This is a genomic window from Aeromonas sp. FDAARGOS 1409, from assembly GCF_019048705.1.
In the GTDB taxonomy this organism is placed as follows: Bacteria; Pseudomonadota; Gammaproteobacteria; order Enterobacterales; family Aeromonadaceae; genus Aeromonas; species Aeromonas sanarellii.
Genome location: NZ_CP077395.1, coordinates 2,344,914 through 2,358,326 on the forward strand (window position 1 = coordinate 2,344,914; position 13,413 = coordinate 2,358,326).

15 protein-coding genes are annotated in these 13,413 nt (G+C 67.6%); all 15 read left to right on the forward strand.

Annotated features, from left to right (window positions below):
• Window positions 1–124: 124 nt before the first annotated feature.
• The 15 genes from I6L39_RS11160 to I6L39_RS11230 are packed head-to-tail and all read left to right on the forward strand — an operon-like array spanning window position 125 to window position 13,399.
• Window positions 125–850, forward strand: a complete 726-nt coding sequence (locus tag I6L39_RS11160) for a beta-ketoacyl synthase chain length factor (RefSeq protein ID WP_042079189.1) — start codon at window positions 125–127, stop codon at window positions 848–850.
• The gene (locus I6L39_RS11165) at window positions 835–1,593 is read left to right on the forward strand and encodes a 1-acyl-sn-glycerol-3-phosphate acyltransferase (protein ID WP_216989686.1); all 759 of its coding nucleotides are present in this window, start codon (window positions 835–837) and stop codon (window positions 1,591–1,593) included. The genes I6L39_RS11160 and I6L39_RS11165 overlap by 16 nt, the downstream gene beginning before the upstream one ends.
• A gap of 17 nt (window positions 1,594–1,610) precedes the next feature.
• A complete protein-coding gene (locus I6L39_RS11170) occupies window positions 1,611–1,865 on the forward strand; it encodes a phosphopantetheine-binding protein (protein ID WP_042079154.1) in 255 nt (84 codons plus the stop codon).
• 24 nt (window positions 1,866–1,889) lie between these two features.
• Entirely contained in the window at window positions 1,890–2,138 is a 249-nt protein-coding gene (locus I6L39_RS11175; protein WP_042079155.1) for an acyl carrier protein, read from the forward strand.
• 9 nt (window positions 2,139–2,147) lie between these two features.
• The gene (locus I6L39_RS11180) at window positions 2,148–2,714 is read left to right on the forward strand and encodes a hypothetical protein (RefSeq protein WP_216989687.1); all 567 of its coding nucleotides are present in this window, start codon (window positions 2,148–2,150) and stop codon (window positions 2,712–2,714) included.
• Window positions 2,711–4,144 (forward strand): AMP-binding protein, encoded by a 1,434-nt coding sequence (locus I6L39_RS11185; protein WP_254203633.1) that lies wholly within the window; start codon window positions 2,711–2,713, stop codon window positions 4,142–4,144. Before I6L39_RS11180 ends, I6L39_RS11185 begins: the two co-directional genes overlap by 4 nt.
• Window positions 4,135–4,485, forward strand: a complete 351-nt coding sequence (locus tag I6L39_RS11190; RefSeq protein WP_216989688.1) for a 3-hydroxyacyl-ACP dehydratase FabZ family protein — start codon at window positions 4,135–4,137, stop codon at window positions 4,483–4,485. Before I6L39_RS11185 ends, I6L39_RS11190 begins: the two co-directional genes overlap by 10 nt.
• A complete protein-coding gene (locus I6L39_RS11195) occupies window positions 4,482–6,167 on the forward strand; it encodes a glycosyltransferase (RefSeq protein ID WP_216991784.1) in 1,686 nt (561 codons plus the stop codon). Before I6L39_RS11190 ends, I6L39_RS11195 begins: the two co-directional genes overlap by 4 nt.
• The gene (gene hutH / locus I6L39_RS11200; RefSeq protein WP_216989689.1) at window positions 6,154–7,728 is read left to right on the forward strand and encodes a histidine ammonia-lyase; all 1,575 of its coding nucleotides are present in this window, start codon (window positions 6,154–6,156) and stop codon (window positions 7,726–7,728) included. Before I6L39_RS11195 ends, hutH begins: the two co-directional genes overlap by 14 nt.
• Window positions 7,718–8,143, forward strand: coding sequence for a thioesterase family protein (locus I6L39_RS11205; RefSeq protein WP_216989690.1), 426 nt, complete (start codon window positions 7,718–7,720; stop codon window positions 8,141–8,143). Before hutH ends, I6L39_RS11205 begins: the two co-directional genes overlap by 11 nt.
• A gap of 50 nt (window positions 8,144–8,193) precedes the next feature.
• On the forward strand, window positions 8,194–8,763 hold the full coding sequence (locus tag I6L39_RS11210) for an outer membrane lipoprotein carrier protein LolA (RefSeq protein WP_254203777.1): 570 nt from the start codon (window positions 8,194–8,196) through the stop codon (window positions 8,761–8,763).
• The gene (locus I6L39_RS11215; RefSeq protein ID WP_216989692.1) at window positions 8,753–11,104 is read left to right on the forward strand and encodes an MMPL family transporter; all 2,352 of its coding nucleotides are present in this window, start codon (window positions 8,753–8,755) and stop codon (window positions 11,102–11,104) included. The genes I6L39_RS11210 and I6L39_RS11215 overlap by 11 nt, the downstream gene beginning before the upstream one ends.
• A 32-nt stretch (window positions 11,105–11,136) precedes the next feature.
• Entirely contained in the window at window positions 11,137–11,706 is a 570-nt protein-coding gene (locus I6L39_RS11220) for a DUF3261 domain-containing protein (RefSeq protein WP_216989693.1), read from the forward strand.
• Window positions 11,703–12,953, forward strand: coding sequence for a beta-ketoacyl-[acyl-carrier-protein] synthase family protein (locus I6L39_RS11225; protein WP_216989694.1), 1,251 nt, complete (start codon window positions 11,703–11,705; stop codon window positions 12,951–12,953). The genes I6L39_RS11220 and I6L39_RS11225 overlap by 4 nt, the downstream gene beginning before the upstream one ends.
• Window positions 12,950–13,399 carry a hotdog family protein gene (locus I6L39_RS11230; protein WP_216989695.1) on the forward strand — a complete coding sequence of 150 codons (450 nt, stop codon included), beginning with the start codon at window positions 12,950–12,952 and terminating at the stop codon, window positions 13,397–13,399. The genes I6L39_RS11225 and I6L39_RS11230 overlap by 4 nt, the downstream gene beginning before the upstream one ends.
• Window positions 13,400–13,413 lie beyond the last annotated feature (14 nt).

Sequence of the window (13,413 nt, forward strand, 5' to 3'; positions counted from 1 at the left end):
GCCAGAAAGTTAATACTGATAACAAGTTGGTTATTGTTTGCGCATATTTTTATGCCGACATTGAACAACTCATTTATTATATCTAATGAATTCCCGCGCCAAAAAAGGACAGAACGCCGCTATCATGCTCTCATTTTCACTCCTTGATGCGCAGGCGCTCTCTCCTGGACTGGAGCAGGCCGGTCAATGGCAACAGTGGGCCAGAGAGGTACAGTGGCCCCAGGTTACTCCCGCGCTGCCCCTTACCCCCCTGATCCCCATGATGATGGCGCGCCGCCTCAGTGCGGGCGCCCGCCTCGCGGTACAACTCGGTTTGGATATGCTGGGTCGCCACCCCATCGACAGCGCCATCTTCGTCAGTCGTCATGGGGAGCTGGCGCGTTCCATGGCGCTGCTGCAGGGCCTGGCGGCCGGCAAGCCGCTTTCCCCCACGGATTTCTCCATGTCGGTGCACAACACCGCGGCCGGGCTCTGTTCCATCCAGGGCAAGGCGGCCCTGCCCATGAGTTCCATTGCCGCAGGAGAAGGGGGCCTGATGGCCGGATTGACCGAGGCGATCGCCAACCTGCATGCCGGCGGTGAACGGGTGCTGCTGGTGGCGTTCGAGGGGGAGATCCCGGCGTTTCATCAAGCCTGGCTCCCTGCCACGGCGCCTTATGCGGTGGCGCTGGTGCTGGGGCGTGGCGAAGATGAACACGCAGTCGAACGCTGGCGCTGCGAGGGGCAACGGGAAGCCGGACGGAACCCCGAGCTGGCCCAGCCCCTGGCATTCTGGCGCGCACATCTCTTGCAACAACCCGCATGCCTGCTGAGCGACGGGCGCCGGGAGTGGTCATGGCGACGCAGCTGAATCGGCTCTGGCGGCTGATGGGGACCGCCCTCGGCTTTACCCTGTTCGGTCTGGGTGGGCTCCTGCTCAGCCTGTGCTGGTTTCCGTTGCTGGCCATCTGCCTGCGCGGGGAGCCGCGTCGCATCCTGGCGCAGGCCAGCATCAAGCAGAGCTTCCGGCTGTTTATGGGCATGCTCAAGAGGTTGGGGGTGCTGGACTACAGGGTCAGCGGCATGCCCTCTGCCCTGCAGGGGGCCCTCATCGTCGCCAACCATCCCAGCCTGCTCGACTACGTGATCCTGGCGGCCGAGCTGCCGGTGTGCGACTGCATCGTCAAGCGGGCTTTGTGGCATAATGTTTTCCTCGGTGGCGTGGTGCGTGCCGCCGACTACATTCCCAACGGGGAAGCGGAACAACTGTTGCCACTGTGCATCGAACGGGTACGCCGCGGTGGCTTGCTGCTGATCTTTCCGGAAGGTACCCGCACTACGCCGGGCGAGCCTATCCGGTTGCAGCGGGGCGCCGCCCAGCTTGCCTTGCGCGGCCAAGTGACACTGCAGCCCGTGCGCATTCACTGCAGCGAGCGCTTTCTCACCAAGCAGGACAAGTGGTTCCATGTCCCGCAGCGCAAGCCGATCTTTACCCTGGAGTTTTTGCCACAGATCGCGGCCACCGGGTGGGGCGACGGCGAACAGAGCAGTGGCCTGGCCGCCCGCCAGCTAACCCGATTTCTTACCCAGGTCCTGCAACCCGGGACCCCATGACAGCCTATGGAAGCGCAATGCAAAACCTGCAACGAGAGATAAAGCAACTCATCATCGACAGCCTCAATCTGGAGGGGCTGACCCCGGATGACATCGACGACCAGGCTCCCCTGTTTGGCGACGGACTGGGTCTGGATTCCATCGATGCGCTGGAGCTGGGACTGGCCATCAAGGGGCGTTACGGCATAGTGCTCTCCGCCGACGATGCGGACACCCGTCGCCATTTCGCCAGTGTCGAGGCCCTGGCTGCCCTGGTCCAGTCCCAGGCCTGATCCCGCCATCGAGGAGATATCGTGATGAATAGAGACGACATTTTTACCAAGGTGAAGGCGACCCTGGTCGAGCTGTTCGAGGTGGATGAAGATGCCGTGACCCTGGATGCCCAGCTTTACCAGGATCTGGAGCTCGACAGCATAGATGCCATCGATCTGGTGGTGCACCTGCAAAAACTCACCGGCAAGAAGATCAAGCCCGAAGAGTTCAAGTCGGTGCGCAGCGTGGCCGATGTGGTCGAGGCGGTCGATCGTCTGATGAACCATGGCTGATCTGCTGCCATGATGCGCCTGCTCTCCCTGCTGGCGGGCGGTCTGCTGCTGGTCTATCCCCTGGCGGTGTATTGGGGGCTGACCCATTGGGGTGGCTCCGCCTTGCTTGTGATCCTGATGGTCACTTTCGCCCTGCGCCTCCTGCCCGGGTCAGCCCCGCGGCGCGAGTGGTTGCTGCTCGGTCGCCTGCTGGCCTGCGTCGGCCTGCTGCTGACGAGCCTGAGCGCCCTCTTCTCGGCCCAGCACTGGCTGCTCTACTACCCCATCGCTGTCTCATTGGCACTGCTCTGTCTGTTTGGCTGGAGCCTGACCCAGCCCATGAGCCTGGTGGAGCGCCTCGCGCGCCTGCAAGATCCCGATTTGCCGCCGGCCGGGGTGCGCTATACCCGTATCGTGACTCAGGTCTGGTGCGGCTTCTTCGTACTCAACGGTGGCCTGGCTGTCGCCACCGTCTGGTACGGGGATCTCGCCCTCTGGAGCCTCTACAACGGTCTCGTCAGCTATCTGCTGATGGCGCTGTTGATGGCAGGGGAGTACCTGGTGCGCCGCCGAGTCAAACGGCGTTTCGCAGCATGATGGCGCCAGCGAACCTGCTCGCCGCCATCTGGGGGCGAGCCGATGACGAGGTGGTGGCGTTTGGTCCGCAAGGGGATGCCGCTTTCGGTGCCCTCCGTCTGGGGGCCGAACGGCTGGCCACCCGGTTGGCGAGCCTGCCCGCCCGGCGCTGGGCGCTCTGCTTCGAGGACAGTCTGCTGTTTGCAGAGGCCCTGCTCGCCTGCGCCCTGACGGGACGGGAGGCCATCCTGCCCGGTCATCAGCGGCCGGCCGCCCTGGCCGAGCTCAGTGCCGGGTTCGATGGGGTGCTGACCGATAGCCAGACCCTGGGGGAGGGGAGTGCCGTCCCCTGGTTGCATCTGCCCCTGTCCACCGCGGCCGAGGCGCCGTCGACCGCACGCTGGCCTGCCCCCGTCTCCCTGCGACTGACCCTGTTCACCTCGGGCTCGACGGGGCAGCCCAAGGCGATCCCCAAGACCTGGCACCAGCTGGATGCCGAGCTGAGGGTGCTGATGGCACTCTGGGGCGAGCCGCTGGCGGGGGCCCGCCTGCTGGCGAGCGTCAGTCATCAACACATCTATGGCCTGCTGTTTCGCATCCTGCTGCCGCTCATCCTGCGCGTGCCCTTCGCCCGTACCCTGACGCTCTACCCCGAGCAACTGAGCGCACAGCCTGGCCTGTGGGCATTGATCGCCTCCCCGGCGCTTCTCAGCCGGCTCGACCCCGGACTCAAGGCGACGGGCTGTCGTCTCGTCGTCTCCTCCGGCGGCCCCCTGGCGCCGGCAGATGCGTCCCGGTGCGAGCAACTCCTCGGCCGATTGCCGGTGGAGGTGTTTGGCAGCAGCGAGACCGGCGGCATCGCCTGGCGCCAGAGTCAGGAGGCCGACACCCCCTGGCAACCCATGCCGGGCATAGCGATCGCGCTGGGAGAAGACGACCAGCTGCTGCTGAGATCCCCCTACCTGCCGGATGGCGCCCCCCTGCTCTGTGCCGATCGCATTCGTCTGTGCGAGTCCGGTTTTCATCTGCTGGGGCGGGGGGACAGGGTGATCAAGCTCGAAGAGAAACGCATCTCCCTCGAGGAGGTGGAGGGGCGGCTGCGGGCACTGCCCTGGGTGCGGGAGGTGGCCGTGTTGCCTCTGAACGTGGCGACTAGGCAGCAGCTCGGTGCCGTGCTGGTATTGACCGAGGCGGGACTGATCCAGTGGCAGGCGCTGGGGCCAGGTCGTTTCCTCATCGCCCTGCGGGAGCAACTGAGGCCCTGGCTCGAGCCGGTCGCCCTGCCGCGCCGGCTGCGCCTGCTGCCCGAGCTGCCCCTCAACAGCCAGGGGAAGCGCCCCTGGGGGCAGTTGAGAGCATTATTCGATAAGGCACCCATGGACATCAATGCCAAAGAGCCCGCCTTGGGCCAGATGGAAGACCCAGCCAGCGGGCAGGCGCCATGCAGATAAGCGGGCTGCCCACCCTGCTCGAGCAGCATTGGCAGGGGCGCGATCTGGTGCTGCGCCTGCGTCTCGACCCCGAGCTGCCCTGGTTTCGCGGCCACTTCCCGGGCGCGCCCCTGTTGCCCGGTGTGGTGCAGGTGCACTGGGCCATGCACTATGGCCGCCAGTTGCCAGGCCTGGCGGGGAGCTTCGCCGGCATGAACCAGCTCAAGTTCCAGCGGCCGTTGCGGCCGGGCCAGGAGTGCGAGTTGCACCTCTGCTGGCAGGCCGACAAGAGCCAGCTGCTGTTCAGTTACCGGCTCGGAGACGAGCATGCCAGCAGCGGTCGGGTGCGGCTATGTCCCTGAATCCCTGCCTCATCATCCCCTGTTACAACCACTCTGCCCCCCTGGCCGGGGTACTGGCCGAGCTGCACCCCCTGGGACTGCCCTGCCTGCTGATCGACGACGGCAGCGAGCCCGGTGCTGCCGCCGCCCTGGATGCCCTGGCCGAGGAACATGGGGCGTGGCTGACCCTGTTGCGTCACGATCGCAACCTCGGCAAGGGGGCCGCCGTGGCCACCGGGCTCATGGCCGCACGGGCCCTGGGCTTCAGCCACGGGGTGCAGATAGACGCGGATGGCCAGCACTGCCTCGCGGACGTGCCGCGCCTGCTGGCGGAGGCCGAACGCCAGCCGGATGCCCTGGTCTCGGGACGCCCCCTCTACGATGACTCCGTGCCCAGGGGGCGTCTCTATGGCCGCTACATCACCCATGTCTGGGTCTGGATAGAGACCCTCTCCTTCACCATACAGGACAGCATGTGCGGCTTTCGGGTCTACCCCCTGGCAACCAGCTGCGCCCTGCTGGACGAGGTGCGCCTCGGCCGGCGCATGGATTTCGATACCGAGGTGATGGTGCGCCTCCATTGGCGCGGGGTGCCCATGCGCTTCGTGCCGACCCGGGTCATCTATCCCGAAGACGGCAGCTCGCACTTTCGGCTCTGGCGGGACAACGTGGACATCTCCTGGATGCACACCCGATTGGTGTGCCGACTGCTCTGGGATGGGGTTCGCAAGCTGCCTGCCGTGCCGGTCCGGCTCTGGCAGCAGGGCAGGCGGCACTGGTCGCGCACGCCGGAGCGGGGCTCGCTGCTGGGCCTGCAGATCATGCTGGCCAGCTATCGGCTGCTGGGCCGGACGGGCTTCAAGGCGCTGCTCTACCCCGTCATCGGCTACTTCTGGCTGACAGGTCGCCGCCAGCGGGCGGCGTCCGAGCAGTATCTGAAGAGGCTGGAAGCCTTCGCGGCCAGCCAGCAGGTGGCCCTGCCCCCCGAGCCGAGAACGAGCTTCCGGCACTTCCTGCGCTTTGGCGAGGCGGCGCTGGACAAGCTGGCGGGCTGGCGTGGCGACATTCCCCGGGAGCGGGTCGAGCTGGTGGGGCGAGAGCACCACGAGGCGGCCCTGGCCAGCGGGCGCGGCCTGCTGCTGCTCGGCTCCCATCTCGGGGATCTGGAGCTGTGCCGGGCGCTCGGCACCCGGGACGGCCAGGTGCGCATCAATGCCCTGGTGTTCACCCGCCACGCGGCCCGCTTCAACGCCCTGCTCAGGCAGGTCAATCCGGATGCCGGCATCAATCTCATCCAGGTGCAGGAGATGGGGGCTGACACCGCCATCCTGCTCAAGGAGAAGATAGAGGCGGGGGAGTGGGTGGTGATCGTCGGGGACCGCACCTCGGTGACCCGGGAGAAGCGGGTGGTCTGGGCCGACTTCCTCGGCGCGCCGGCCCCCTTCCCGCTGGGGCCCTTCGCCCTGGCCAGCGTCCTGGCCTGCCCCGTCTATCTGATGTTCGGCCTCAAGGAGCAGGGGCGTTTTAGGGTCCATTTCGAGCCCTTCGCCGAGCGGCTGCTGTTGCCCCGCGCCGAACGGGAGGCGGCCCTGCGCCACTGGGTACAGGCCTATGCAGACCGCTTGCAGCACCACTGCCTGCACGCGCCGCTGGACTGGTTCAATTTCTTCGATTTTTGGCAGCTGACCCATGATGAACAGTGATACTCCCTCTCCCCAGGTCACCTTCGGGGCTGGACGGCTCACCATAGAGCAGGTGGTGGCTCTGGCCGAGCGCCGCGCCCGCCCGGCGTTGAACGCCGATCCCGCCTTTATGGCCCGCGTTCAGCGTGGCGCCGACTTCCTCGATCGCCTGCTGGCGGAGGAGGGGGTCATCTACGGGGTGACCACGGGCTACGGCGACTCCGTGACCCGGGCCGTGCCCCCCACCCTGGTGGCCGAGCTGCCCCTGCACCTGACCCGCTTCCACGGCTGCGGCCTGGGGGAGGATCTCGGCGTCGCGGCCGGACGCGCCGTGCTGGTGACCCGCCTCTGCTCCCTGGCCCAGGGGGTCTCCGGCGTCAGCCAGGCACTGCTGGAGCGGCTCTGCTGGCTGCTGGAGCAGGATCTGATCCCGCGCATCCCGCAGGAGGGGTCGGTGGGGGCCAGCGGCGATCTCACCCCGCTCTCCTACGTGGCCGCCGTGCTGGTGGGGGAGCGTGAGCTCTATCGGGACGGCCGGCTCGCCAGCACCTCGGATGTCTATGGCGAACTGGGGGTGATGCCGCTGCGGCTGCGTCCGAAAGAGGGGCTGGCCCTGATGAACGGCACCTCGGTGATGACGGCGCTCGCCTGCCTCGCCTATGCCCGCACCGAATACCTGATGCGGCTGGCAACCCGGATCACCGCCCTGGTCAGCGTCGCCATGGAGGGCAACGCCTTCCACTTCGACGAGCGGTTGTTCGCGGCCAAGCCGCACCCCGGCATGCAGAATATCGCCGCCTGGCTGCGGGCCGATCTGCGAAGCGGCGAGCTGCCCCGCCACAGCGACCGGCTGCAGGACAGATACTCCCTGCGCTGCGCCCCCCACGTCATCGGCGTGGTGGCCGACAGCCTGCCCTGGTGGCGCCAGCTCATCGAGAACGAGCTCAACAGCGCCAACGATAACCCGCTCATCGACGGCGACTTCGAGCACGTGATGCACGGCGGTCACTTCTACGGCGGCCACATCGCCATGGCCATGGACAGCATGAAGACGGCGGTGGCGAACCTCGCCGATCTGCTCGACCGCCAGCTGGCCCAGCTGGTGGACGTCAAGTTCAACGGCGGCCTGCCGAGCAATCTGTCCGGCGCCAGCGGCGAGCGGCGTATGATCAACCACGGCTTCAAGGCGGTGCAGATAGGGGTCTCCGCCTGGACAGCGGAGGCGCTCAAGCTGACCATGCCCGCCAGCGTCTTCTCCCGCTCCACCGAGTGCCACAACCAGGACAAGGTGAGCATGGGCACCATAGCGGCGCGGGATGCGCTGCGGGTGCTGACCCTGACCGAGCAGGTGGGGGCAGCCTGCCTGCTGGCGGCGGTGCAGGGGGTCGAGCTGCGCCTGGGCCTGCAGCACTCTGGGCTGGAGGCACTGAGCCAACCTCTGCGGGAGATGGTGCTGGCGGTGCGAGAAGATCACCCGGCGCTGGTGGAGGACAGGCCGCTGGAGCAGGAGCTCAGGGCCCTGATCGCCCGCTTGCAGGCCCGCCATTACGATCTGTACGAGGAAACCTCATATGCAGAGTGAACCCTGGATGATCAGCCACAGCATAGAGGTGGAGATCCCGTTCCACGACGTGGATATGATGGCGGTGGCCTGGCATGGGCACTATGTGCGCTACATCGAGCTGGCCCGCTGCGCCCTGCTGGAGCGGATCGATTACAACTATCCCCAGATGGAGGCCTCCGGCTATCACTGGCCCATCATCGATCTGCGCCTCAAGTACATGGCGCCCCTGCGCTTCGGTCAGAAGGTGCGGGTCGAGGCGCGGCTGTGCGAATACCAGAACCGCCTCAAGATCGAGTACCAGCTGTTCGATGCGAAGAGCGGGGTGCGCACCAGCAAGGGCTACAGCATCCAGGTGGCGGTGAACAAGGAGAGTGGCGAGATGTGTCTCGCCTCCCCAAGGGTGCTGCTCGACAAGCTGGGAGTGAGCGAATGAGGCGCCTGATCAAGGGCATGGGAGGCTGGCTCTGTGCCTGCCTGTGGCTGATGATGCCGATGGCCGCATGGGCCTTGCCCATGACCCAGGCCGAGGTCCGCGAGCTGCTGAGTGCAGAACCCGCCCAGCGCGCCCGCTTCGAGCAGGAGAAGCAGGTGGAAGGGCTGGCCCGGCCCCTGACATCCAGCGGCGAGCTGCTGCTGGTGCGGGGTCAGGGGCTCTGGTGGCATCAGCTGCAGCCCTTCGAGCTGGCCCTGAGCCTGACCGCCAAGCGCATGAGCCAGCAGGTGGGGCAGGGCCCTGTCCAGGTGATCGACAATCCCCAGCTGCTCCAGTTCAGCAGCATGATGCTGGCCCTGTTCGGTTCGGACGAGCAGACGCTGACCCGCTACTTCGCCCTCACTTTCCAGTCCGGCGAGCAGGGCTGGAGCCTGGTGCTGACGCCGCAGGTGGCGCCGCTCGACAAGGTGTTTGCCAGCCTGACCCTGAGCGGTGGCAAGCAGCTGGAGCGGCTGGTGATCGCCGATCGCCAGGGAGACGAGACCCGCATCCGCTTCTCTCACTGGCAGAGGGTGACGCTGCCCCTATCTGCCGAGGAGCAGGCCCATTTTGCTCCCTGAACAGCCCGCCGCATCTGCTGCCGAACGCGCATCCTCTGTCCGGGGCTGGAGCGAGCTGACCTGGCGCCGCTTCTCCTGCTGCTGGCTGCTGCTCAGCCTGCTGGCCCTGGCGCTGCTCGGCTGGCAGCTCTCCCTGGGCCGGATCAACACCAGCCTGATGGACCTGTTGCCCCACGAGGATCGCGCCACCCTGGATCCGGCCCTGCGTGAGGGCTTGCTGCGCCAGCTCGACAGGCAGCTGGTCTGGATGCTGAGCCTGCCGGCGGGGCAGGATGGCCGCGTCGCGGCGCAGGCGTGGGCCAAGACCCTGAACGCCTTGCCCGAGCTCAGTGCGGTGCGCGGTGCCCAGCCTGAACTGGCCTCGGTCTGGCAAGGGTTTCTCTATGACCATGCCTGGCAGCGCCTCGACGAGGGCAGCCGGGCCCGGCTGGCGGCGGGGCCGGAGGCCTGGAGCCAGTGGGTGCTCGGCCAGATCTACAGCCCCTTCGGCGGCGTCTCCCGCGCCGAGTGGCAGGCCGACCCCCTGCTGCTGGTCCGGGCCGGGGTGCAGGGCCAGGTTGCCAGCCCCCTGCGTCTCGACCATGGCTGGCTGCTGAGCGAGGATGGGGCCGGCAGGCAGTGGTTCCTGCTGCGGGCCGAGCTGGATCTGTCGGCCTTCGACCTCGCTCGCAATACCGAGCTGCTAAGCCGCCTCGACGCGGCGGAGCAGGGCCTCAAGAGCCAATATCCCGGCTTGGAGCTGCTGCGCCGCGGCACCCTCTTCTACAGTCAGCATGCCAGCGAGCTGGCCCAGCAGGACATCTCCACCATAGGGCTGGGCTCCACGGTCGGGGTCCTGCTGCTGATGTGGCTGGCGTTTCGCTCGTACCGGGCGCTCTGGATCTCCCTGCTGCCCATCGCCATTGGCCTCGCCTGGGGGGTACTGGCCGTGGTGCTGTGGTTTGGCGAGGTGCACATCTTCACCCTGGTGATCAGCTCCAGCCTGGTCGGCATCATAGATTACGGCATCCACTTCCTGACCGAGCGGCGCCTGCACGGCCAGCAGGAGAGCCCGCACCAGACCCGCGCCCGCCTGCTGCCCAGCCTCTCGATGGCGCTGTTCGCCACCCTGGTGGGCTATGGACTGCTCTGGCTCGCCCCCTTCCCCGGCTTGCAGCAGATGGCGCTCTGCGCCCTGGTGGGGCTGACGGCCTCGTTCATTACCGTGCTCTGCCTGTTCCCGCTCTGGCTCGGTGACCTGCCCCGGCGGGAAGCTCGCGTGCTGGTGCCGATGGCGCTCTGGCTCAGCTGGTGGCGCGAGTGGCCCGCCTTGCGCCGGGGCGTGCCGCTGCTCTGCCTGACCCTGATCGGGGCGGGATTGAGCCGGCTGGAGGTCGACGACGACATCGCCCGTCTGCAACCCCTGCCCACCGAGTTGCAGGCCCAGGAGCGGCAGATCCAGCAGCTCACCGGCCAGCAGGGGGGCATGACCGGCTTTCTGGTGACGGCGAAAGATGGGGAGACCGCCCTGCAGCGCCTCGAGGCCATGAGCCAGAAGCTGACCGAGGCCAGGGCCGCGGGCCAGCTGGCGGGCTTCGTCTCGCTGGCCCAGTGGCTGCCCTCCCTGGCGCAGCAGCGGGCGGATCACGCCGCCCTCACCCGTCTGCTGCCCGAGGTGGTGGCGCGGCTCAACCGGGCCGGGGTGCCGGCCAGGGCCGAGCCTCGCCCCTGGCATCCCCTGACTCCGGCGCACTGGCTCGGGAGTCCCGTCAGCGAGGGGAGCCGGCTGCTCTGGCACGGCTTGCCAGATGGTCGGGTCGCGCTCTGGCTGCCGGTCTACGGGGTGACGGACGGGGTGGCCGTGGCGGCCCTGGCCGAGGGGCAGGAGGGGGTCTTCTGGCAGGATCAGCGCGGCCAGTGGAGCCAGCTGTTTGCCCACTACCGCGTCAAGCTGACCGAGCTGCTGCTGCTGGCCATCGCCCTGGTGGGCGTGCTGCTGTGGGTGAGGTTCGGCTGGCGCAAGAGCCTGCGGATCCTGCTGATCAGCGGCTTCTCGCTGGGGGCAGGCCTGGCCCTGCTGGCCGCCTGCGGTCAGCCGCTCACCCTGTTCGGGGTGCTGGCCATGAGCCTCATCTTCGGCATCGGCATCGACTACAGCCTCTTCTTCGCCTACAGCGGCGAAGATCCCCTGCGCCAACGCTCGACCATGTTCGCCATCCTGCTGGCCAACCTGACCACCCAGCTGTCGTTCGGCCTGCTGGCCCTGAGCCATACCTCGGCCATCGCGGGCTTCGGCCTGGTGCTGAGCGGCGGCATCTTTATCGCGTTTCTGCTCTCGCCACTGGTACTGGAGCGGCGATGACCACCATTCACCACAGCCCTGCAGGACTCATCATGAAGCAGCTCTTGCCCCTGTTGTTCGCCCTCTTGCTCGGCGCCTGCGCCAGCCAGCCCGTGCCTGAGAACCGCGCCTATCTGGCCCCGGGCACCAGTGTGCTGCTGCCGGCACCGGTCCGTGTCCAGCCCCTCTATCGCCAGCAACTGCTGAGCGCCCACAGCAAGGGGGGGGATCATCAGCTGCTGACCGTGCTGGAGGCCGACGGCCACCGGCTCGCCCTGGCAGGCTTGACCCCGAGCGGGATCCGCCTGTTCCGGCTCAGCTACGACGGCGAGAGCATTCACACCGAGCAGCTCGCCGCGCAGCTCGGCGGTACCGCCCTGCCGCCGGTGACCCAGGTGCTCGCCGACGTGATGCTGAGCTACTGGCCGCTCACAGCCTGGCAGCCCCGGTTGCCGGCAGGCTGGCGCCTCGAGGATGACGGCATGGTGCGGCGCCTGACCGATCCCGACGGCCGGCTGGTGAGCGAGATCCACTACCGCCTGATCGCCGGGGAGCGCGAGCCGGTGCGGCTCATCCAGCACGCCTTCGATTACCAGTTGCAGATGGAGAGGCTGGCCCCATGAATCTGAACGTGAAAGGCGCGGCTCCCGTTGCCCCCTGTTATATCCAGGGTTATGGCCTGATCTGCGCATTGGGGGAGGGCAAGGCGGCCGTGTCTGCGGCCCTGGCCCGCTGGCAGCAGGCCGGCATCACCCCCCTCGACGCTGAACGGGCCGTACTGAGCGATGGCCGGCTCACCCCGGTCGGCCGCGTGCACGCCGAACTGCCCGCCATCCCGGCGACGTTCTGTGCCTATGAATCGCGCAACAACCGTCTGCTGCTGGCGGCCCTTGCCCAGATCCAGCCCGCCCTCGACGGGTTTAAGCGCCGGTTGGGCGCGGATCGCATCGCCATCGTGCTCGGCACCAGCACCTCGGGGATCGCCGAGGCCGAGGTCGCCGTCGCGGCCATGCACTCGGGCCAACCGCTGCCGGCGGGGTTTGACTACCGCCAGCAGGAGCTGGGTTCGCCGAGCGAGTTTCTGGCCCGTCATCTGGGCCTCACCGGCCCCGCCTACACCCTCTCCACCGCCTGTTCATCCAGCGCCCGCGCCTTCATCAGCGGTCAGCGGCTGTTGATGAGCGGGCTGGCGGATGCGGTCATCGTCGGGGGGGCGGACAGCCTGTGCGGGCTGACCCTCAACGGCTTCGACAGCCTGGAGTCCCTGAGCCTAGAGCGCTGTCGCCCCTTTGGCCGCGAGCGGCGGGGCATCAACATCGGGGAGGGGGCCGCCCTCTTCCTGCTGACCCGGGAGCACGCCGAACTGGCCCTGCTCGGTGCCGGTGAATCCTCCGATGCCTGGCACATCTCGGCCCCTCATCCGGAGGGGATCGGGGCCGAAGCCGCGATGGCCATGGCGCTGCGCCAGGCCGGGCTCGGCGCCGCCGACCTTGACTACATCAACCTGCACGGCACCGCGACCCGGCTCAACGACGAGATGGAGAGCCAGGCCCTGGCCCGTCTGTTTGGCGGAAAAGGGACGGCGCCCTGCAGCTCCACCAAGATGCTGACCGGCCACACCCTGGGAGCGGCGGGCGCCATCGAGGCGGCGCTCTGCTGCCTGCTGATGGAGCTGGGACTGGCCCTGCCTCATCAGGGGGGCGAGCAGGATCCCGCCCTGGCGCCCATCGCGCTGGTGCAGGCCGGCGTGGCTTCCGGTCGTGGCAGATCAGTGGCCAGGGTGCTGTCCAACTCCTTCGCCTTCGGCGGCAATAACGCCAGCCTGCTGCTGGGGCGTACCGTGCCGATTGATCAGGGGAAAGAAGCATGAACGAGATCACCATCGCCGAGTTGCTGCCCCACCAGGCCCCCATGCTGCTGCTGGACCGGCTGCTGGATTACCAGGGGACCCGGGTGCGCTGCGAGACCCGTATCGGCGAGCGCCACGGCCTGTTGCTGGACGAGCGGGGCAATCTGCCCGCCTGGGTGGGTCTTGAGCTGATGGCCCAGACCATAGCCGCCTGGGCCGGGATGCGGGCCAGGGCGCGGGGGGCGCCGGTGCGCATCGGCATGCTGCTCGGCAGCCGGCAGTACCAGTGTCGGGTGCCGAGCTTCGCGGCCGGTGAACGGCTCGTCATCGAGGCCGAATGCCTGCTGGAGGATGGCGGCATGGCGAGCTTCGAGTGCCGGATCCTGTGCGGGGATCTGCCCTGCGCCGAGGCTAGGCTCAGCACCTATCTGCCGGGCGATGAGGAGTTGTCGACCCTGCTTGGATAGCAGGACAGATGCGA

What these genes read in the sequence shown, in the direction of transcription:
- I6L39_RS11160 (WP_042079189.1), top strand. Translation starts at nt 125, where the DNA reads ATGCTCTCATTTTCACTCCTTGATGCGCAGGCGCTCTCTCCTGGACTG.
- I6L39_RS11165 (WP_216989686.1), top strand. Translation starts at nt 835, where the DNA reads ATGGCGACGCAGCTGAATCGGCTCTGGCGGCTGATGGGGACCGCCCTC.
- I6L39_RS11170 (WP_042079154.1), top strand. Translation starts at nt 1,611, where the DNA reads ATGCAAAACCTGCAACGAGAGATAAAGCAACTCATCATCGACAGCCTC.
- I6L39_RS11175 (WP_042079155.1), top strand. Translation starts at nt 1,890, where the DNA reads ATGAATAGAGACGACATTTTTACCAAGGTGAAGGCGACCCTGGTCGAG.
- I6L39_RS11180 (WP_216989687.1), top strand. Translation starts at nt 2,148, where the DNA reads ATGATGCGCCTGCTCTCCCTGCTGGCGGGCGGTCTGCTGCTGGTCTAT.
- I6L39_RS11185 (WP_254203633.1), top strand. Translation starts at nt 2,711, where the DNA reads ATGATGGCGCCAGCGAACCTGCTCGCCGCCATCTGGGGGCGAGCCGAT.
- I6L39_RS11190 (WP_216989688.1), top strand. Translation starts at nt 4,135, where the DNA reads ATGCAGATAAGCGGGCTGCCCACCCTGCTCGAGCAGCATTGGCAGGGG.
- hutH (WP_216989689.1), top strand. Translation starts at nt 6,154, where the DNA reads ATGATGAACAGTGATACTCCCTCTCCCCAGGTCACCTTCGGGGCTGGA.
- I6L39_RS11205 (WP_216989690.1), top strand. Translation starts at nt 7,718, where the DNA reads ATGCAGAGTGAACCCTGGATGATCAGCCACAGCATAGAGGTGGAGATC.
- I6L39_RS11210 (WP_254203777.1), top strand. Translation starts at nt 8,194, where the DNA reads ATGATGCCGATGGCCGCATGGGCCTTGCCCATGACCCAGGCCGAGGTC.
- I6L39_RS11220 (WP_216989693.1), top strand. Translation starts at nt 11,137, where the DNA reads ATGAAGCAGCTCTTGCCCCTGTTGTTCGCCCTCTTGCTCGGCGCCTGC.
- I6L39_RS11225 (WP_216989694.1), top strand. Translation starts at nt 11,703, where the DNA reads ATGAATCTGAACGTGAAAGGCGCGGCTCCCGTTGCCCCCTGTTATATC.
- I6L39_RS11230 (WP_216989695.1), top strand. Translation starts at nt 12,950, where the DNA reads ATGAACGAGATCACCATCGCCGAGTTGCTGCCCCACCAGGCCCCCATG.